At 62.7% G+C, this 17,916-nt stretch carries 20 protein-coding genes and 1 tRNA gene; 17 read left to right on the forward strand and 4 right to left on the reverse strand.

What is annotated here, in order from left to right:
• Positions 1–62: 62 nt before the first annotated feature.
• Positions 63–139: transfer RNA gene (locus ACFCW2_RS04960), tRNA-Arg, on the reverse strand.
• 143 nt (positions 140–282) lie between these two features.
• Between ACFCW2_RS04960 and ACFCW2_RS04965 the strand changes: the two genes are divergently transcribed.
• The 10 genes from ACFCW2_RS04965 (at position 283) to ACFCW2_RS05010 (ending at position 9,823) form a co-directional block, all read left to right on the forward strand.
• Positions 283–690, forward strand: coding sequence for a hypothetical protein (locus ACFCW2_RS04965; RefSeq protein WP_379548522.1), 408 nt, complete (start codon positions 283–285; stop codon positions 688–690).
• Between the two features lie 51 nt (positions 691–741).
• A complete protein-coding gene (locus ACFCW2_RS04970; protein WP_379548523.1) occupies positions 742–1,251 on the forward strand; it encodes an MmcB family DNA repair protein in 510 nt (169 codons plus the stop codon).
• Between the two features lie 68 nt (positions 1,252–1,319).
• The gene (locus ACFCW2_RS04975) at positions 1,320–2,075 is read left to right on the forward strand and encodes a sterol desaturase family protein (RefSeq protein WP_379548524.1); all 756 of its coding nucleotides are present in this window, start codon (positions 1,320–1,322) and stop codon (positions 2,073–2,075) included.
• Between the two features lie 8 nt (positions 2,076–2,083).
• Positions 2,084–2,497, forward strand: coding sequence for a DUF2141 domain-containing protein (locus tag ACFCW2_RS04980; protein ID WP_379548525.1), 414 nt, complete (start codon positions 2,084–2,086; stop codon positions 2,495–2,497).
• Between the two features lie 167 nt (positions 2,498–2,664).
• The gene (locus ACFCW2_RS04985; protein WP_379548526.1) at positions 2,665–4,551 is read left to right on the forward strand and encodes a hypothetical protein; all 1,887 of its coding nucleotides are present in this window, start codon (positions 2,665–2,667) and stop codon (positions 4,549–4,551) included.
• 103 nt (positions 4,552–4,654) lie between these two features.
• Positions 4,655–5,755: a phosphatase domain-containing protein gene (locus ACFCW2_RS04990; RefSeq protein WP_379548527.1), complete on the forward strand. Its 1,101-nt coding sequence runs from the start codon at positions 4,655–4,657 to the stop codon at positions 5,753–5,755.
• Between the two features lie 10 nt (positions 5,756–5,765).
• Entirely contained in the window at positions 5,766–6,740 is a 975-nt protein-coding gene (locus tag ACFCW2_RS04995; protein ID WP_379548528.1) for an alpha/beta hydrolase, read from the forward strand.
• A gap of 10 nt (positions 6,741–6,750) precedes the next feature.
• Positions 6,751–8,106 (forward strand): M48 family metalloprotease, encoded by a 1,356-nt coding sequence (locus ACFCW2_RS05000; protein WP_379548529.1) that lies wholly within the window; start codon positions 6,751–6,753, stop codon positions 8,104–8,106.
• A 5-nt stretch (positions 8,107–8,111) separates the two neighbouring features.
• The gene (locus ACFCW2_RS05005) at positions 8,112–8,822 is read left to right on the forward strand and encodes a DsbA family protein (RefSeq protein WP_379548530.1); all 711 of its coding nucleotides are present in this window, start codon (positions 8,112–8,114) and stop codon (positions 8,820–8,822) included.
• Positions 8,822–9,823 carry a hypothetical protein gene (locus tag ACFCW2_RS05010; RefSeq protein ID WP_379548531.1) on the forward strand — a complete coding sequence of 334 codons (1,002 nt, stop codon included), beginning with the start codon at positions 8,822–8,824 and terminating at the stop codon, positions 9,821–9,823. The genes ACFCW2_RS05005 and ACFCW2_RS05010 overlap by 1 nt, the downstream gene beginning before the upstream one ends.
• Before the next feature lie 22 nt (positions 9,824–9,845).
• Here the strand turns inward: ACFCW2_RS05010 and ACFCW2_RS05015 are convergent, their stop codons facing one another.
• A complete protein-coding gene (locus ACFCW2_RS05015) occupies positions 9,846–10,403 on the reverse strand; it encodes an HD domain-containing protein (RefSeq protein ID WP_379548926.1) in 558 nt (185 codons plus the stop codon).
• A 184-nt stretch (positions 10,404–10,587) separates the two neighbouring features.
• On the opposite strand from ACFCW2_RS05015, the gene ACFCW2_RS05020 reads away from it, so the two are divergent.
• The 6 genes from ACFCW2_RS05020 (at position 10,588) to ACFCW2_RS05045 (ending at position 15,725) form a co-directional block, all read left to right on the forward strand.
• Entirely contained in the window at positions 10,588–11,898 is a 1,311-nt protein-coding gene (locus ACFCW2_RS05020; RefSeq protein WP_379548532.1) for a sensor histidine kinase, read from the forward strand.
• Positions 11,899–11,901: 3 nt separating this feature from the next.
• A complete protein-coding gene (locus tag ACFCW2_RS05025) occupies positions 11,902–12,699 on the forward strand; it encodes a LytR/AlgR family response regulator transcription factor (protein WP_379548533.1) in 798 nt (265 codons plus the stop codon).
• Positions 12,700–12,995: 296 nt separating this feature from the next.
• The gene (gene nadC / locus ACFCW2_RS05030) at positions 12,996–13,856 is read left to right on the forward strand and encodes a carboxylating nicotinate-nucleotide diphosphorylase (protein WP_379548534.1); all 861 of its coding nucleotides are present in this window, start codon (positions 12,996–12,998) and stop codon (positions 13,854–13,856) included.
• Between the two features lie 57 nt (positions 13,857–13,913).
• Complete coding sequence (locus tag ACFCW2_RS05035) at positions 13,914–14,330, forward strand: hypothetical protein (protein ID WP_379548535.1); 417 nt, start codon at positions 13,914–13,916, stop codon at positions 14,328–14,330.
• 4 nt (positions 14,331–14,334) lie between these two features.
• The gene (locus ACFCW2_RS05040; protein ID WP_379548536.1) at positions 14,335–15,060 is read left to right on the forward strand and encodes a ribonuclease T2 family protein; all 726 of its coding nucleotides are present in this window, start codon (positions 14,335–14,337) and stop codon (positions 15,058–15,060) included.
• 38 nt (positions 15,061–15,098) lie between these two features.
• Complete coding sequence (locus ACFCW2_RS05045; RefSeq protein WP_379548537.1) at positions 15,099–15,725, forward strand: hypothetical protein; 627 nt, start codon at positions 15,099–15,101, stop codon at positions 15,723–15,725.
• 16 nt (positions 15,726–15,741) lie between these two features.
• On the opposite strand, the gene ACFCW2_RS05050 is transcribed toward ACFCW2_RS05045, so the two are convergent.
• Entirely contained in the window at positions 15,742–16,197 is a 456-nt protein-coding gene (locus ACFCW2_RS05050) for a nucleoside deaminase (RefSeq protein WP_379548538.1), read from the reverse strand.
• A 143-nt stretch (positions 16,198–16,340) separates the two neighbouring features.
• On the opposite strand from ACFCW2_RS05050, the gene rpmB reads away from it, so the two are divergent.
• Positions 16,341–16,628 (forward strand): 50S ribosomal protein L28, encoded by a 288-nt coding sequence (rpmB, locus tag ACFCW2_RS05055; protein ID WP_379548539.1) that lies wholly within the window; start codon positions 16,341–16,343, stop codon positions 16,626–16,628.
• Positions 16,629–16,844: 216 nt separating this feature from the next.
• Here rpmB and ACFCW2_RS05060 read toward each other — a convergent pair whose 3' ends face one another.
• Positions 16,845–17,834, reverse strand: a complete 990-nt coding sequence (locus ACFCW2_RS05060) for an esterase-like activity of phytase family protein (RefSeq protein WP_379548540.1) — start codon at positions 17,832–17,834, stop codon at positions 16,845–16,847.
• Between the last annotated feature and the right edge of the window lie 82 nt (positions 17,835–17,916).

The raw sequence follows: 17,916 nt of genomic DNA on the forward strand, positions 1-17,916 counted from the left end.
CTCCCATAAGGGGGGGCGATACTGCGCCCGGCGAATTAGGGCAATACAGCGATACGAAGGAATGGCGCACCCGAGAGGATTCGAACCTCTGGCCTCTGCCTTCGGAGGGCAGCGCTCTATCCAGCTGAGCTACGGGTGCCTTGCGGTATCTCTTACCGGGGCGGGCCACTAGCAAAGGGCTTTGCCGCGCGCCAGAGGAAACGTCCTTCGCGGCGTCCTGGCGCACTCCGACGAGCGGCCTATTAGCGATTTGGCAAGTCGATAGCGGTTATGGGCCTTCGTATGAATGCACCGTTTTCCGCTACCGGGCCTGCCGAACACGCCCCGACGCCGCGCCGTACTGGCGCCCCCTCCATGAGTGTGGAGTGGGCGGCCTTGCAGGATGCCGCCGCTGCTGTGGCGGCGATGGCCAATCTCGCCGCAGAGCGGGTGAGCCCGGAAATTCGCAATTTCCCCGCTGTCATTCGCGACATTGGTGGGGAGCGGCTGGAATTGGCGGAGCGGAGCATTGCCGATATCGGCGCGATGATGCGTCCCGGCCTCACCGCCTTGCTCGCCGTGCGCGCTCGCGGCCAGGACGCGACGGCTCCGGCCTTGACGCTGTGGCAGGAATATCATCACGCGCGCACGGCCTTGCTGGCGCTGGTGCCCCAGCAAAGCGATCACGGTCCACGCCGGTCGGCGGGTTGATTTCGCACTTTCCTGCTTGATAAAGTTCCCTGTCTGTTCCAGACACTGGGCATGTCGGAATCACTACTCATCAAAGATGGCACGCCGGCTCTGGGCGGGGCCGGGCTGACGGGCCCCAATCTGTGCCGCGGAATATCGCGCATGTTCGCTCGCAACGGCATCTGGTGTCTTGCGGAGATGCCCCTCAAGGGCGGCCGCCGGGCCGATCTGATGGGCATCGATGCGAAAGGCCGGGTTACAATTGTCGAGATCAAGGTCAGCCGGGCCGATTTGCTGGGCGATGCAAAATGGCCCGATTATCTGGACCATTGCGACCGGTTCTACTGGGCCGTCTCTCCCGAAATCGATCGCGCCCCGCTCGATAGTGAGGCATTTCGCCCCGATTGCTGCGGGATCATCGTGGCTGATGCCTATGATGCGGAGATTGTGCGTCCTGCCCCTACCCACCCGCTGGCCGCCGCGCGGCGCAAGGTGGAAGTGGAAAGCCTCGCCCGCACGGCGATGCGCCGAATGACTGTGGCCGCCGATAGCGAATGCGCGCCGTGGGGCGGCGGGGAATAATGCCTTTTACATGGAGTGGGCTTTAGGCTCTCGCGGGCTCCCGCGAATGCAGCTAGACAGTGCCTGTGATGACCTCGCTTCTTGCATCCCTACTTGAATATCCGGTCGCGGCGATACTCTCGTCAGCCTTCGCCATGACGGTGATCGTCGCGGTGCGCTATATGATAACCAGCGGGGTGTTCGCGTGGCTGACCAATCGCGTGCGCCCCGGCTATCACGCGGCTTTGGGGCCGCAGGTCCGGCGCGAGATTGCCTGGTCGCTCGCCTCCGCCGCACTCTACGGCGTGCCCGCAGGGGTGGTCGCGTGGGGCTGGCAGACGCATGGGTGGACGCAGGTGTACACCGGATGGAACGACTATCCGCTCTGGTATCTGCCGCTGTCAGTGCTGCTTTATCTGCTGGCGCATGACACGTGGTTCTACTGGACGCATCGTTGGATGCATGCGCCCCGCCCGTTCAAGATCGCCCACGCCGTGCATCATGCCAGCCGTCCGCCGACCGCGTGGGCAGCAATGAGCTTTCACCCGATCGAGGCGCTGACCGGTGCCGTGGTGATCCCTGCTCTGGTGTTTCTCATCCCGATCCATGTCGCGATGCTCGGCCTGGTTCTGGGGACAATGACGGTGATGGGCGTGACCAACCATATGGGGTGGGAGATATTTCCCCGCGCGCTTGTTCATTCAAGAGCAGGGGAGTGGCTGATAACAGCCAGCCATCATCAGCTGCACCACGAGAGATACCGGTGCAATTACGGGCTGTATTTTAGAGGATGGGACAAATTATGCGGGACGGACGGGGGATTGGCCGACGCGTATCGGCGCTAGGATGCACGGTGGCAGGGGCACTGCTCGCCGGGAATGCCGCGCCGCAGGTGCATGACGTCACAGTGGATGTGACCGACTTGCGCAGCACCAAGGGCGAAATCCTCGCCTGCCTGACGTCAAGCAAGAAGCATTTCCCCGATTGTGAAGGTGACGCCAACGGTTTCGAGGCGCGCACTCCGGCCAATGGCAAGGCCCGCATCGTGTTCCGCAACGTGCCGGCGGGAACCTATGCCATCGCCTTGCTGCATGACGAAAACGGCAATGGCAAAGCCGATCGGGCCCTGTTGATGGTTCCGAAAGAAGGCTTCGGCTTCTCCCGCGATGCAAAGCTGCGGATGGGTCCGCCCAGCTTTTCCTCCGCCGCATTCCGGGTCACCGATGCGGATGTGCGCCAGACCATTACGATGCGGTACCTGTTCTGACGCCACGGGCGCACATGCCGTCGCCCCGCTTTTTTGGCGTCAATCCTGTCTTGATATCCGTCTGCCGGGGCGCTCGCGCTTAACGGTATGTTTACCATGCCCCTCCATGGGTGGTGCTGAAGGACCGGGAACGGTTCGGTTAAGCAACGCCAGGGGCACAGGAAATCATGGACACGCTGCGCGGCAAATTCGGATTATCCGCTTGGGATGAAGAGGGTCTGGAAGATTCCGGTGCCGATGATTTCGGTCTCGAGGATACAGACGAGAGCCAGGAAATCGAGACACCGCCTTCGCCGGTCGGTCAGGACGAGCGCCGCATGCAGGTGCGCGCCTATAATTTCTGGGCCGGTATGCTCCAAGACCGCAGCCTGCCATGCATCGAGGATCTCGAACCCGAGACGCAGAGCGATTTCGGGCCATTCAGCGTCTTGCTGGATTTCACTTCGGGTATCGAGAACCCCGCAGTACCCTTTATCGGCGAAAGTCTCGCCGGGGAATGCGACGCCGCAGGCGAGATCGAAACGCTGGCCGATGTGCCCAGCCGATCCTTGCTGAGCCGTATTACCGACCATTACATGCAAATTCTGGCCAACAAGGCCCCAATCGGTTTCGAAGCCGAATTCGTGAACCAGCGCGGCTCTACCGTACTCTATCGCGGCATTCTGCTCCCCTTCTCCAGCGACGACGACACCATCGATTTCATCTATGGCGTCATCAATTGGAAGGAAGTGGCCGACCAGATCACCACCGACGCTCTGCTGCTGGAAATCGACAACGCGCTCGTAGAAGCTTCCGAACAGGAAGGCGGCCGTGTGCATGCCGACGATCCGATTGCCGATTGGGCCGATGGGCCCGGGCTGGAAATCGGCAGCGACAATGACGCCGACCCGTCGGGTCTGGCCGAGGCCGATATGCCCATGCCGGACTTGGACGGCTCCGATCTGGACGCTTCCGATCTGGACGACTCCGGCCTCCCGATGCCCGGCTTTGGCATGGACAATGATGCATTCGGTGACGAGCCGGAAGACCACTCCGCTTCGATGTCCGCTCGCCTCCTGTCCGGCGGCGAGAGCGCCGACGATGACGACAGCGAAGACAATCCGGATGACTGGTCGACCCCGCTGTCGAGCCTGATCAAGCCGAAGGCCGAGCGCCAGAAAAAGCAGGCGCTAGGCTCTCTGCTGCCCGGTCATGACGATGACCATGCCGAGCAGGAAGAAAGCTACGACGCTTCGGGCGAAGATATGGCCGCAGATTTTGGCGAAGACGCCAGTGCGCCGCTGCCCATGCCTGTAGGGTTTGGTGACGAAGATCTCACAGATGAAGGCAGCGTTGAAGCTGGCACCGACGTCAGCGTCGAAAGCAAGGACGACGTTCCGGCACCGCTCGACCTCGATGCCTTCGAGACCGTTGCTCCCGAATCCGGTGAGAGCCAAGCTGCTGGCGAATCGCTTGGCCTTTACGATTGCCTCGCCGCTGCGCGCGAATTGGCGCAAGCCGCGCGCCACAGCGAAGATCGCAGCCGCAACGCTTTGTACGCCGCGGTCAGCCGCGCCTATGATGTCAGTCTGGCGGCCGAGGAAGCGCCGGAAGACTTTGAAGAACTGGTCAGCGAAAACGGCCTGACCGTGCAGGAACGCGCGCCGATGACTCCGGTCGTCAAACTGGTGTTCGGGGCCGATTACGACAAAACCCGTCTGACCGAATATGCCGCCGTCCTTTCCCATGCCCACCGGCTGGAACTGGAGCGCGGTGCGCTGAGCGAGTATTTGACCAGTGCCGATGGCGGGTTGAAAGGCGTTGTGCAGGCAGAGCGTCGTCTGCGCCGCGAGGAAGCGGGCAAACCGGTCGCTGCACCGGGCGACATGCGCGAAAGCCTCGCCAAGAAGCTACGCGCTTTGGACACCAGCGCGCTCGACGACATTTCCAGCGAGGGCGCGGAATTCGGCGTGGTGATGATCCGCCGCTTGCCCACGGGTGAAGTGGTGCTGGTGGGCGAAGTGGAAGACGACATGAAGCTGACCGAACAGGTTGGCCGCAAACTCGTCGGCTGAAACCGGGCAAGGCCGAACAGGCACAACCGGACAAGCCGCTCCCGAAAACTGATGGCCCTGCGAGGGGCTATGCCGCTGGCCGTGGACGCGCTAGCGGGGCCGTATGCCCCTGTTTCCCAGCGCCCCTGTTCGCCTGCAACCCTATTACGGCTATCGCACAGCAACCAGACTCTACGTCTCGGCCCGCGCCTTGCGTGCGGACAAGGCCAGCTTCGACAAAAGCGGCCGGTTGCAGGCCATGCGCACCATGATCGCCCAGTTCGCCTCGCACGAAGTCGAGGGCCTCGATGTCCGGCTCGAGCTGGAAATCGGCGATACAGGCAAGCACAGCTTCACCGCGCAAACCGACAAGGAGGGCCACGCCCGCTTTGCCATCGACCTGCCCGATGTGTGGAGTCTACCCGAAAACACCGCATGGGACGTTGCCGCGCTTTACTGGAGCAATGAAGAGGGCGAGCACTGCGTCAATTGCCACATTCTGGCGCCGGGCGCGCGCGCCGATCTGGCCGTCATCTCCGATATCGATGACACCATTATCGAAACCGGTATCACAGGCGGCCTTCGCAGCGTCTTCCGCAATTGGCGGCGGGTTTTGCAACAAATGCCGGAAGAACGCGTCGCCGTGCCGGGGGCCGATGTATTCTATTCCTCCCTTGGCGGAGGGCGGGTTCTGGCCGCCGATGAAGCAGGCACCGGAGACCGGATCCCCGCCACGCACCGGCCGTTTTTCTACGTCTCTTCCAGCCCGTGGAACCTCTACAGCTATCTGGTCGCCTACAAGAAAGACCGCGACATTCCGCTCGGCCCGCTCTTCCTGCGCGATTGGGGCCTCAACAGCGACACTTTCGGTTCGGGCAGCCACGGATCGCATAAAACCGATGCCATACGCGGCATTCTGGCGGACTATTCCGAGTTGCGGTTCGCGCTGATCGGCGACGATTCGCAGGGCGATCTGCCTGCCTTTGGCGAAATCGTCGAACAGCATCCGGGGCGGATTGCGGCCGTGTTTATCCGCCAGACGGGCGGAGAAGCCTCGCCCGAAGAGATCGCGGCCAAGGCAATTATCAAGGGCGCAAGTGTCCCGCTATGGATGGGCGATGGTTACGGCGATATGCAGGGTTTTCTCAAAGCTGCGGGGGTGTCGGCGGCAGGGGATACCGCGCGCATCCTGCAAGCGACTGTAAAGGCGGAAGATGCAAACTAGGAAACGGCCCATGGTATGGATTCTCGCTGCTATCGCCCTCGTGCTCGTGGGCGGCGCGATCTGGTTCGTGACCGTCGGCTCGCGCTCGGTCGCGACGCTGGACCGGGTCGATGCGCTGTATACCGGCGGGGCCGCCGAGCTGGCCGCCGGCCCGGTGCAATTTGGCGATCATCCGCAGCAACGCCTGTTCGTGCACCGCCCGCCCGCAGCCGCCGATGCAGGCCCCCTGCCGGTAATGGTCTTCATCCATGGCGGCAGCTGGCGCAGCGGCGATCCGGAACCCTATGCCTTCGTGGCGCGAAATTTCGCACCGCAGGGCTACATCGTGGTGCTGGCGGGATACAGGCTTGGCCCGGACGGACAATTTCCCGGCATGGTCGAGGATGGCGCGGCGGCCTTGCGCTGGATTACCCGGAACATTTCCGATTACGGCGGCGACCCTTCGCGCATCGCTGTAACCGGACATTCCGCCGGAGCTTACAACGCCATGATGCTGGCACTCGACACACAGTGGCTGGAAGCGGAAGGTCTGGGCACAGACACGATCGACGCCGTGGTCGGGATTGCCGGACCGTACGATTTTCTACCGCTCGACAGCGATTCGACCAAGGCTGCGTTCGGCCATGCCGAGCCGCTGGAGCAGACCCAGCCGGTCAATTTTTCCCGCCCCGATGCGCCGCCTGTTTTGCTTATGACCGGCGATGAGGACACCACTGTTCTCCCCCGCCACGTGCCGACCATGGCGCAGGCGCTGGCCGAGGCCGGAGTGCCCGAAACCCGCATTCGCACGTCAATTGTTCCTGGCATGGGCCATATTCCCATCGTCATGGCGCTGGCCACTCCCTTCGAAAAAGATGGCCGGGTCAAGCGCGAAATCAGCGCATTTCTGGACCAGACCATTGGCAAGACTGCTGAGACAGAGCGCCCTTCGCTGGCCGCGAATGCCGCCCCTCCTTCAGCCGCCATTCAGGCCGAAAACGAGTAAGCTAAACCCCATGCGCATTCTCACCAATATCGTGGCGCTGTGTGCGCTGATTGCCTTCACCGCCCAGCCCGTTTTCGCCCAGTCGATCCTGCGCGATGCGGAGACCGAGGCGCTGATGCGCGACATGGCGGCACCACTGGTCGAGGCATCGGGGCTGGAGCCCGGCAATGTCGATATCGTGCTGGTCGGCGACCCATCTATCAACGCCTTCGTGGCGGGTGGTCAGGTGGTCTATCTGCATTCCGGCCTGATCGATGCGGCGGACACCGCCAATGAAGTGCAAGGCGTGATCGCGCATGAGCTCGGGCATATCACTGGCGGTCACATCACCCGCTTCAGCGAAGGCGCGCGCGGCGCAACCGGCGTTTCGATCCTCTCGCTGCTGATTGCAGTCGCCGCTGCCGCAGCCGGAGCAGGCGATGCTGCCATGGGCGCCGTCATGGCCGGCCAGCGGGCGGCGCTTGGCAAGTTTCTCGCTTTCACCCGTGTGCAGGAATCCAGCGCCGATGCCGCTGGCGCGCAGTTCCTTTCCGATGCAGGCATTTCGGGCCGGGGCTCGCTGGCGTTTTTCGGCAAGCTGCAGAACCAGGAATTCCGCTATGGCCGTAGCCAGAGCGACGAAGCCGGGTTCACCCGCACGCACCCGCTCTCTGGTGACCGGATTGCCCGCCTGCGCGAAGTGTACACCGCCGATCCCGCTTGGGACGCGCCCGACGATCCTGAATTGCAGGCACGCTTTGTTCGCGTGAAGGCGAAGCTGTCGGGCTACATTGAAGAGCCGCGCAAGACGCTGAACGATTTCCCGGCCACCCGCACCGATATCCCAGCACGCTACGCCCGGGCCTATGCCTATCACAAGGATTCGCGGATGGACATGGCGCTGGAGGAGGTCGACGCGTTGATCGCGATGGATCCGGAGGACCCCTATTTTCTCGAGCTGAAGGGGCAAGTCCTGCTTGAGTCCGGCCGCGCTGCCGAGGCGCTCGACCCTCTGCGCAAGGCCACAGAGCTGACCAATTCGCAGCCGCTCATTGCCTCGATTTTCGGCCACGCTCTGATCGCGACCGAGGACGAAGCCAATCTCGAAGAAGCCGAGAACGTGCTGCGCGCAGCCGTCAGCCGCGACCGCTACAATCCCTTTGCGTGGTACCAGCTGGGCAAGACCTATGCCGCGCAGGGCGATATGCCGCGCGCGCAACTGGCCACCGCCGAGCAGCAGGTGCTCAATCGCGATTACGGGCGCGCTCTGCAAAGCGCTCTCTCGGCGGAAGCGACCCTGCCCGAGGGGTCTTCCGACTGGCTGCGGGCGCAGGATATCACCCTGCAGGCGCGCGCCGCGATGGAACGAATCCGGGACGAGAGCTGATCGCCATGAGCAACAGGTGGGGAACAGTGGCGCTGTCAGGCGTGGTTGCGCTGGTTGCCGGTTTTGGCGGAGCGGCCCTGTATCACGCGACCGGGCTGGGCGATGCGCAAACACGCAGCTTTCTGGTCGCCAATCCGGATATCCTGCCGGAAATGGCCGATGCGCTGCAGCGGCAAGACGCGGAAAAGCGACTGGCCGAGGCAGGCGACGGCGTAATGCAGCCTTTTGCCGGTGCGGTGCTGGGCAATCCCGAGGGCTCCAAGACGCTGGTCGAGTTCTCCGATTACAATTGCGGCTATTGCCGTCTCGCCCGCGATCATGTCGAGGCGGTGATTGCGGCCGATCCCGAAGTCCGGGTGGTGGTGCGCGAATGGCCGATTTTCGAAGGCAGCGAGCAGCCCGCCCGGATGGCACTGGCCGCAGCCAAGCAGGGCAAGTTCGCCGAATTCCACGACGCTTTGTTCGCGCAGGACAGCCGCGATGATGCAGCCATTGCCCGCGCGGGCGCAGTGGCGGGGCTGGATATGGAGCGCGCGCTGAGCGATGCCGCTGGGCAGGATATCAGCGTAGAGCTGGCCAACAATCAGGCGCTGGCGCAGCAACTCGGCTTTGGCGGCACGCCCAGCTGGGTCGCGGGCGGTCAGGCGTTCGAAGGTGCGGTGGGTCAGGAACGTCTGGCAGAAGCACTGGATGCAGCGCCCGACGACGGCGCGTAATGCGATTGCGCTCATTCGCCTCGCTGGCGCTGGCAGCCGCGACCGCCACACTTGCTACGCTTTCACCCACTCAGGGTGCAGCGCAGGAAAGTTCCACTGCGCTGTCCACTTCCATTCCCGAAGAGTTCGCAGAGCTGCGCATCAAGGACGAACGGGTCCAGCGGCTCGGCTACCGGCTGGCCGTTGCCAATGCGTCCTATTGCGAGACCACACGCCCCAGTCTCGGACTGCTGCTGCACGATATTGCCGCTTATGGAGAGCCTGATCGTTTGCGCAGCGCGCTGGGCCTGACCGGCGATATCGCCGTGCAGGCGGTGGTACCGGGCGATCCTGCGATAGAACTCCTCGCCGTCGATACGACCATCGAATCCGTCGCCGGGACGCCAGTATCCGCCGTGCCCTTCGAAAGGAAACGCAAATGGTGGCGGATGACGCAGCTCAACGCGCTGCTCGACCAGAGCCTCGATAGGAGCGGGACCGCCAGCTTCGGGCTTCCGGACGGCGAGACCGTCACCATCACCGGCACCCCAGCCTGCGCAAGCAGCTTCGAAATCGGCGCTATCGGCAAACGCGCGGTGGCCGATGGCAGCCGCGTCGTGATCGGCGAGAAATTTCCCGGTCTGGACTATGCCGACCCCGAACTCGCCGCTGTCATAGCGCACGAGCTGGCGCATAATGTCCTCGCCCACCGCGCTTTGCTGGATGCACAGGGGCGCAAGCGGAAGCTGGTGCGCGCCACCGAACGCGAAGCCGACCGGCTGGCCCCGTGGCTGCTCGCCAATGCGGGTTTCGATCCGCAGGCAGCCTTGCGCTTCATGCAAGCATGGGGGCCCGACCACAGCGGCGGATGGCTGCTGCGCAAGCGCACCCATGACGGGTGGGACGAACGCGCCGAGATGATCGCCAACGAAGTCGCCATCGTCCGGGCACGGCTGGATGCTGGCGGCATGGCCGACTGGAAGACGCATTTCCAGCGCGAGCCGGAAACGCAGATCGACTAGATTGCGGCAGGTCCGGAGGAGCTTACGCTTCCTCTTCCATCGCCACTTTGTACATGCTCTCGCGCGGGCGCGCCATCACACGGCGCACCATTGGCTCGAAGAATTCCAGCGGTTCGCTCTTGTAGTCGGGATCGAATGCGGCCTGATCGTATTTCTCGCAGAACACCCGGCACGCTTCGTAATGCTCGTGGTCTTTGAACGCATCGCGCGCATTCTGGTCCATGCCGAGGTGGTGGAAATAGTAATAGCCCTGGAAGGCGCCATGGTTCTGGCAAATCCAGTAATTCTCCTCGCTCACAAACGGTTTGAGGATGGATGCGGCGACCTCGGGGTGATTGTAGCTGCCCAGCGTGTCCCCGATATCGTGCAGCAGCGCCATCACGACATATTCCTCGTCCCGTCCGTCGCGGTGGGCGCGGGTGGCGGTTTGCAGCGAATGCTCCAGCCGGTCGACCGGAAAGCCGCCAAAATCGCCATCGAGCAGGCGCAGATGGTCGAGCACACGGTCGGGCAATCCCTTGGCAAAGGCGCGGTATTCGCCGCCGATGATTTCCCAGTCCTCCTTCGTGCCTTCCTTCATCTCCGTGAAGGCGGCCCGCGCGGCTCCATGTTCTGCCACGCCGTGCGCCGCTTCGGCCTGCAATTTCGTGTCCTCGACACCCATCATCATCTCTCCTGTCTTTAGGACGCAAAGTGCCACAGACGGGGCAAATGCGCAAAACCTCTCTGACTTGCGCGGCCATTTGCGCTAGAGTGCCCGGACGATGGCGGTGTTACCCTTCCGACCGACACGGTTTTTCGAGAACAAAAACCGGGCGTTCTGGAACCTGCAACTGGCAGGCTGGGGCGGCGCATTCACGCTGCGCGCCGTATCGGGCTTTGCCGGCGGGCAGGAATTGTCATTCTTTGCGGTCATTCTGATCGAGGCGATTACCGGGCTTTCGATCAGCCTCATCCTCTCGACCGTCTTCCGCCAATTGCTTGGCCAGAAGCCCGTGGTGACATGGGTCTCCACCGCTGCCGTTCTGGCGGTATCCGTGGTGGTTTTCGCCTTCATCCAGACCTGGGTGATCGACCTGACCCGGCCGGACAATTCCGAATTTGCCTCGCTGTTTATTGGCTATTCGATCTATCCGCTCACCCTGCTGGGCGCCTGGTCGGCGCTGTATTACGCGATCAATTTCTTCCTGCAGATCGAGGAGCAGGCGGACCAGCTGGAACGGTTAGAAGCGCAGGCAACAGCAGCGCAGCTCGCCATGCTGCGCTATCAGCTCAACCCGCATTTTCTGTTCAATACGCTGAATTCCATCAGCACTCTGGTGCTGCTCAAACAGACCGATCCGGCGAATGCGATGCTGACCCGGCTGAGCAGCTTCCTGCGGCACACGCTGATTACCAATCCTAGTGGAAAGGTGACGCTGAAACAGGAAATCGCCACCATCCAGCTTTATCTGGAGATAGAGCGGATGCGGTTCGAGGACCGCCTGCGCACCGAATTCGATATCGAGGACGAGGCCGCCAGGGCTTGCCTGCCCGCCATGCTGCTGCAACCGCTGGTGGAAAACGCAATCAAATACGCTGTTGGTCCACAGGAGGAAGGGGCGAAGATTACTCTGCGCGCCAACAGAACCGTCGATCGTTTGCGGATCATCGTCAGCGATACCGGCCCGGGCTTGCAAAAACGGCGCAAGGGCGATGTCGAAGGCGCTGCGCGCGGCGACGAGCCGGGCACCGGCGGCACGGTTTCGACCGGCGTAGGCCTGCCCAATATCCGCGACCGGCTGGGCCAGGCCTATGGCAGCGACCATCTGTTCGAAATTCGCTCGCCACCCGAAGGCGGCTTCTCGGTGCTGATCGAAATCCCCTATGAGCGGGAAGAGCCCGACGAAAGTGCCGAACCAGCTCTCGTGCCGCCGTCGACTGCTCCGGCTGCATCCCCGCAATCTACCCCGCAACCCGAACCGGCTCCTGCAGCCTTTGCCGCACGCGGGAAACCCTCACCCGCCCCGTCCGTTGAACCTTCAACCCCCACAGCCGCGCGCCACCCCGAAACCGGCCGCGCAACCGGAAGATAGACCATGGCCATACGCACGATCCTCGTCGACGATGAAAAGCTCGCCATTCAGGGGCTGCAATTGCGGCTGCAGAAATTCGACGATGTCGAGATCATCGAAACCTGCGCCAATGGCCGCGAGGCGATCCGCGCGATCAAGACGGAGAAGCCCGACCTCGTCTTCCTCGACATCCAGATGCCCGGCTTTGATGGCTTTTCCGTGGTGAAGGGCGTGATGGAAATCGAACCGCCGCTTTTCGTCTTCGTCACCGCCTATCAGGAGCATGCAATCCGCGCGTTCGAGGCCAACGCGGTCAATTATCTGATGAAGCCGGTCGACGAGGACAAGCTGGCCGACACTCTGGAGCGGGTGCGCATCAGACTGGCGGAGAAGAAGAGCAGCGAGGAGGCCGAAAAGCTCAAAACCGTGCTGGCCGAAGTCGCGCCCGATGCGGCAGAAGAACTGGAAGAGGGCGAAGGGGAAAGCGCCGACCGGTTCGAAAAGCTGATCAATGTGAAGGATCGGGGCCAGATCTTCCGCGTCGAAGTGGATTCGATCGAGCATATCGAAGCAGCGGGCGACTACATGATCATCTCCACCGGAGACAATTCGCTGGTCCTGCGCGAGACGATGAAGGATCTGGAACGCAGGCTCGACCCGCGCAAGTTCCAGCGCGTGCACCGGTCAAAGATCGTGAACCTGAACCAGGTGCGGCAGGTTAAGCCGCATACCAATGGCGAGTGCTTTCTGGTTCTCGATAGCGGCGCAGAGGTGAAGGTGTCGCGGTCGTATCGGGATGTCGTGGCGCGGTTCGTGCATTAGTTTGTTTCATGCCCGCGCATCCGCGCGGGCGTCCTCGGTGCCTTATCGACCTTTCAGGCCCAGCACCTGCGGGCCGGCGGTCGCCCTCGCAGAGCCTCTCGGCTCCGATCATTTTCGGAAGATCAAGACACGACCACGAAACCCCGTTCGTGCTGAGCTTGTCGGAAGCGAAGCTGGGCTGCTTGCCCAACCACTGCTCTTTCTTCTAGCGCAGTTTTCAAAGATAAAAGAGCAGCCCTTCGGAAGCGTAGCTCTTGCGCAGCAACACCGGCTCAGGGCGAAGGGAGTTATTTAATATGACATGGAACCTCGCCGGCTTCGACCTCCCTGCCTTCGTCCGCTCCACGCTGGACGAGGACCTCGGCGCCGGCCTCCCCGGTGGCGGCACAGACGTTACAGCCACCAGCGTCATCCCCGCCGATGCGCGCTTCTCTGGCGTGATGGACAGCCGCGATGCGTGCTCGATCGCCGGACTGCCGATCGCGGAGGCGTTTTTCCGCGCGCTCGATCCCGACGCGAAAATCGAAATTCTGGTTGAGGAAGGCGCGCAAGTGACGCCCGGCACCGATCTCATGCGGCTGGAAGGCAATGCCCGGGCGCTGCTGACGGCGGAGCGCAGCGCGCTCAACACCGTCCAGCACCTGACCGGCATCGCGACGATGGTCCGCGCATACGTCACTGCGATGGACAATCCCGATTGCACCCTGCTCGACACGCGCAAGACCATTCCCGGCCTGCGACACCTCGAGAAATACGCGGTGCGCATGGGCGGGGGCAACAACCACCGGATGGGCCTGTGGGACGCTGCGATGATCAAGGACAACCATATCGCCGTCGCGGGCAATGTCGGCGAGGCGGTGCGCCGCGCGCGCGATGCGGGGGTGAAAGACATCATCTGCGAAGTGGACCGGATCGACCAGATCGAGCCTGCGCTGGAAGCAGGCGCCACCCGCCTGCTGCTCGACAATATGGAGCCACCAACCTTGCGCGAAGCCGTCGCGCTCGTTGCCGGCCGAGTGCCGACCGAAGCGAGCGGCGGGATCAATCTGGCGACTATCAAGGCGAAGGCCGCGACCGGCGTAAACTATGTGAGCGTCGGTCGCCTGACCCAAAGCGCGCCTGCCGCCGATATCGGATTGGACTTTACGCCGCTGTAACTTCTACAGTGTCGTCCACGAGGTGCACCTACTTGGTGCCAAGATCAGGGGGACACAATGAAGCCGGATTCCATCAGAAAATTCGATATCCTTTACTGGGCTTCGGTCCTTGTCGGGATTGGCGGCGCACTGTTGGTGTGGGACGAGAGCGTTGCTCTGGTGAACGCCGAAATGGCAGCTTCGGGGATTGAAGATATGGGCGCTGCCGCGATGATCGGCAGCCTTGCATTCAGCCTGCTGATCAGCGGCGTCTTGTGGATGCTGATATCGGTCATGCGGGTCGAGGTTGTGAAGTGGGTGTTGGCGATATTCCTTGCTTGGGGCGCGATTTCGCTCGTCATGCAGATGGCCGTGACCCCGCTGACCAGCATGATCACCGGTATTGCCAGCACAGTGTTCTCGCTCGCGGCGCTGTATTTCCTCTTTCAGCCCGATGCGAAGGAATGGTTCGCCGAGAAGCGCAATCGGAAATAGGTGCGTGATACGCCCTGCGTGGCCCGTCCGGTTCGCCAGTGCGGCACTGGCCGCTGCAAGCTTGGCCCTGCCGGTAGCGGCGACTGCGCAGGCCTATCAATGCAAGGCGCCGGCACGCATTTCCGTTCCTCCGGTCAAACAGGATGCGCGCACCCGCCAGCTGCCGGTCACCGGATACACCATGGCGCTCAGCTGGAGCCCGGAATTCTGCCGCACACGCCAGCGCAGCGGGAGCCATGCCACTCAGTGCTCAGGCCGCAATGGACGGTTCGGCTTTATCGTTCACGGCTTCTGGCCGGAGGGGCGCAGCACCTGGCCGCAATATTGCCCCACGGCGCAGCGCCCGCAGCCTGCAACGGTCAAACGCAGTTTCTGTATGATGCCGTCTGCCAGCCTCGCCGCACGGCAATGGGCCAAGCACGGCAGCTGCATGACGCGGCTGCCCGCGACCTATTTCAAAGTCACGAACATCCTGTGGAGCAGCTATCGCTGGCCCGATTTCGACCGGATTTCGCGCGAAGACGACCTGACCGTGGGCCGCATCCGCGAAGCCTTCGCCAGCGCGAACAAAGGCTGGGAGCCGAGCATGGTCGGCGTGAAGCTTAACCGCCGCGGTTGGCTGGAAGAACTGCGCCTCTGCTACGGCAAACGGTTCAGGCCGAGAGTGTGCCCGAGCCGGACCTTCGGGCCTAGGGACGGGGTGAAGGCGAAGATTTGGCGGGGGATGTAACGCAGGTAAATTGACGAGCTCGCACCAAGGGAGGCCCAATGCCTGAAAATTTCAGCCTTAGGACAGTACATCGCTATTCAGCGATCGTCATCATTGTCTTCGTCGCCTTGCACCTGCTCAACCATCTCGTGGGCCTGGCGGGCCAGCAGCAGCACATCGATTTTATGGCGGCCATTCGCCCGATTTACCGCAATGCCGTTGCAGAACCCCTGCTTCTGGTTTGTTTGATTCTGCAGATGGCCACGGGCCTCAGGATAGTCATCAAAGGTTGGCGAAGCAGACATGGCGCGATTGCTTGGACGCAGGCACTTTCGGGCCTTTACTTGATCTTCTTCCTGCTGAACCATGTCCTGGCAGTTCTCGCTGGGCGCCACATTTTGAATCTCGACACAGATTTTCGTTTCGCCGCCGCCGGGATTCACGCACCGCCGTTCGAGTGGTTCTTCATCCCGTATTATTTCCTAGCCGTGGCTGCTCTGTTCACACATCTTGGCTGCGCGGCCTATTGGTCTTTGCACAGCAAAAATGCCGCTGCCGGCTCAATCGCCTTTGCCGTTTTGATCGTGAGTGGCATTATTTTCGGCGGCGCTATCGTCGCAGGGCTCTCCGGTGTGCTGTTCGATGTCGAGATACCCGCAGAGTATCTAGCAACTTACAAATTCTAGAAGGGCCACGCTCGGCTCACCGCCGCCCCTTAAAAAACTCGCGCAACATCTCCCCCGCCTCCGCCTCACCCATGCCGGAATACACTTCCGGCGCGTGGTGCGTCTGGGGCTGTTCGAACACAAGCGCGCCGTGCTCTACGCCGCCGCCCTTCGGGTCGCTCGCCGCGTAGTACAGCCGCGCGATTCGGGCGTGGGCTATGGCTCCGGCGCACATCGCGCAGGGTTCCAGCGTTACATAGAGGTCGCAGCCTTCAAGCCGTTCCTGCCCCAGCGCCTGCGCCGCACGGCGAATCGCCAGCAGTTCGGCGTGGGCGGTCGGGTCATTGAGGTCACGCGGGGCGTTATGCGCCTCGGCAATCACCTTGCCATCCTGCACCACCACCGCGCCCACCGGCACCTCGCCAGCCTCCGCCGCCAGCCGCCCCTGCGCCAGGGCCGCTTGCATTGCGGGCGGGATGGGCCATTTGGTCATGGGCACGCGCTAGCCCCGCCGGGACCGGATAGGCAAGCAATCGGTTGACGATTCGGCCATTGGCGGGTAACTGCGCGCCTTTCCCGGCTCTCCACGCGTCATGCGAGGCGGTGCCGTTATCCATTTTTGCAAAGAGATTTATCATGTCGCGCATCTGCGAACTGACCGGCAAGGGCCGCCTGACCGGCAACAATGTGAGCCACGCGAACAACCGTACCAAGCGCGTGTTCCTGCCCAATCTGCAGAACGTCACGCTGCTGAGCGAGAAGCTGGAACGCGGCTTCAAGTTCCGCGTGTCGACCCACGGCTTGCGTTCGGTCGAGCACAATGGCGGGCTGGATAACTGGCTGCTGAAGACCAAGAACGAAAAGCTCAGCACCCGCGCACAGCGCGTGAAGAAAGAGCTCAAGAAGGCTGTCGCTGAAGCTTGATTTGTAGTGCGGGCCGGACATCCGTCCGACCCTTGCGGCACCAGCCCACTCCCCCGCCCAACCACCCGATAGCGTATCGGAGAATGATCGGGTGGTTGGGCGGGGAGTGGGCCGGAACCGGGCGCAAGAAAGCGCGCAGCGATTTCTTAAAAGACGCATTTTTCAAGGCGCGCCGGGTGACCAGCGCGCCTTTTGCTGTGTCTGAACGCGCGGGAGCTATTCTTCGGGGAGCAACCCGTCCCACGCCAGCTCCATCAGCAGCGTGTTCTGGAATTTGGCGGTGTTGTCGTCGGAGATCATCCAGAGGGTCACCGGAAACGAATCGCCCATCACTGCCAGCCCTTCGAAATTGTCGGTCGGCAGCGGCGGCTGGAAGCGCGCGATTTCGGTTCCGCGCCACACGCCATCCTCGCTGATATCCGCCGGATCGGCCACCACAAGGCGCGCTAAAAAGGTCGGCGGCAGGCTGAACGTGTAGGTGCGCATCAGGATCAGCACGCGGCCATCGGGCAGCGCGGCCATATCGGTGGGCCGGAAGCCCGCAGGCCCCCGAAAATCGAACGCCGTCGCCTTGGCCCCGTCCACCGGATCGCCCTCGAACAGCAGGCCATTGCGGTTCTCCTCGTCCCACGCCTCCGACCCCTCGGCCAGCACGATGAACCGTCCATCGGGCAGCCGCACCAGCGATTCGGGCCCCTTGTTCGCGGGCCAGTCTTCCAGTGCTTCGGGCTCAGCCGCATCTCCGGCAGACACCTCGTCGGCATAGCGGACGATTGTATTGAGATATTCGTATGCCGCCCAGACTCGCCCGCTCGCAGGGTCGATTGTCAGCGCTTCCAGATCAATGCTGATCTTGTCATCCAGCGGGTCCTGTCCGCCAAACGGTGTCATTCTGCCAGCGACCGGAGCGCCATCCGCCAGCGTGATGCGCAGCGCCGCCCCCTTGTCACTTCCCGACAACAGATCGCCACCGGGCAGCGCGACCAGCCCGGAATAGCCGCCGAACAGCGAATGGCGGCTGCTCAGCTTCCACACCGCCCGCACCTCCAGCGCTCCGATGCGCGACTGGTCCACAGGGACGCGCGTAGCGACAAGTCCGGCATCCAGCACGGCAGCCGGACGCGGACTGCGCACCCATGTGCCGGGCGCAAGAGCCAGCGCCACCCAGGCCAGCAGGATCAGTTTTTTCAGGGAAGGGCGTTTCACGAATTCCCCCTTAGGCGAAGGGGGGCTGCGTTCAATGCCTAGCTGCACACCGGCGTGCGCGCCCATGACCCCGCCAGTGAGC

It is taken from the genome of Qipengyuania algicola, assembly GCF_042492175.1.
In the GTDB taxonomy this organism is placed as follows: domain Bacteria; phylum Pseudomonadota; class Alphaproteobacteria; order Sphingomonadales; family Sphingomonadaceae; genus CAJXSN01.

Bases quoted from the DNA above. Each gene is read 5' to 3' on its own strand.
- ACFCW2_RS04990 (WP_379548527.1), top strand. From the start codon at position 4,655: ATGCCCCTGTTTCCCAGCGCCCCTGTTCGCCTGCAACCCTATTACGGC.
- ACFCW2_RS04975 (WP_379548524.1), top strand. From the start codon at position 1,320: ATGACCTCGCTTCTTGCATCCCTACTTGAATATCCGGTCGCGGCGATA.
- rpmB (WP_379548539.1), top strand. From the start codon at position 16,341: ATGTCGCGCATCTGCGAACTGACCGGCAAGGGCCGCCTGACCGGCAAC.
- ACFCW2_RS05010 (WP_379548531.1), top strand. From the start codon at position 8,822: ATGCGATTGCGCTCATTCGCCTCGCTGGCGCTGGCAGCCGCGACCGCC.
- ACFCW2_RS04995 (WP_379548528.1), top strand. From the start codon at position 5,766: ATGGTATGGATTCTCGCTGCTATCGCCCTCGTGCTCGTGGGCGGCGCG.
- ACFCW2_RS05025 (WP_379548533.1), top strand. From the start codon at position 11,902: ATGGCCATACGCACGATCCTCGTCGACGATGAAAAGCTCGCCATTCAG.
- ACFCW2_RS05045 (WP_379548537.1), top strand. From the start codon at position 15,099: ATGCCTGAAAATTTCAGCCTTAGGACAGTACATCGCTATTCAGCGATC.
- ACFCW2_RS05020 (WP_379548532.1), top strand. From the start codon at position 10,588: ATGGCGGTGTTACCCTTCCGACCGACACGGTTTTTCGAGAACAAAAAC.
- ACFCW2_RS04970 (WP_379548523.1), top strand. From the start codon at position 742: ATGTCGGAATCACTACTCATCAAAGATGGCACGCCGGCTCTGGGCGGG.
- ACFCW2_RS04965 (WP_379548522.1), top strand. From the start codon at position 283: ATGAATGCACCGTTTTCCGCTACCGGGCCTGCCGAACACGCCCCGACG.
- ACFCW2_RS05005 (WP_379548530.1), top strand. From the start codon at position 8,112: ATGAGCAACAGGTGGGGAACAGTGGCGCTGTCAGGCGTGGTTGCGCTG.
- ACFCW2_RS05050 (WP_379548538.1), bottom strand. From the start codon at position 16,197: ATGACCAAATGGCCCATCCCGCCCGCAATGCAAGCGGCCCTGGCGCAG.
- ACFCW2_RS05035 (WP_379548535.1), top strand. From the start codon at position 13,914: ATGAAGCCGGATTCCATCAGAAAATTCGATATCCTTTACTGGGCTTCG.
- nadC (WP_379548534.1), top strand. From the start codon at position 12,996: ATGACATGGAACCTCGCCGGCTTCGACCTCCCTGCCTTCGTCCGCTCC.
- ACFCW2_RS04985 (WP_379548526.1), top strand. From the start codon at position 2,665: ATGGACACGCTGCGCGGCAAATTCGGATTATCCGCTTGGGATGAAGAG.
- ACFCW2_RS05015 (WP_379548926.1), bottom strand. From the start codon at position 10,403: ATGAAGGAAGGCACGAAGGAGGACTGGGAAATCATCGGCGGCGAATAC.
- ACFCW2_RS05000 (WP_379548529.1), top strand. From the start codon at position 6,751: ATGCGCATTCTCACCAATATCGTGGCGCTGTGTGCGCTGATTGCCTTC.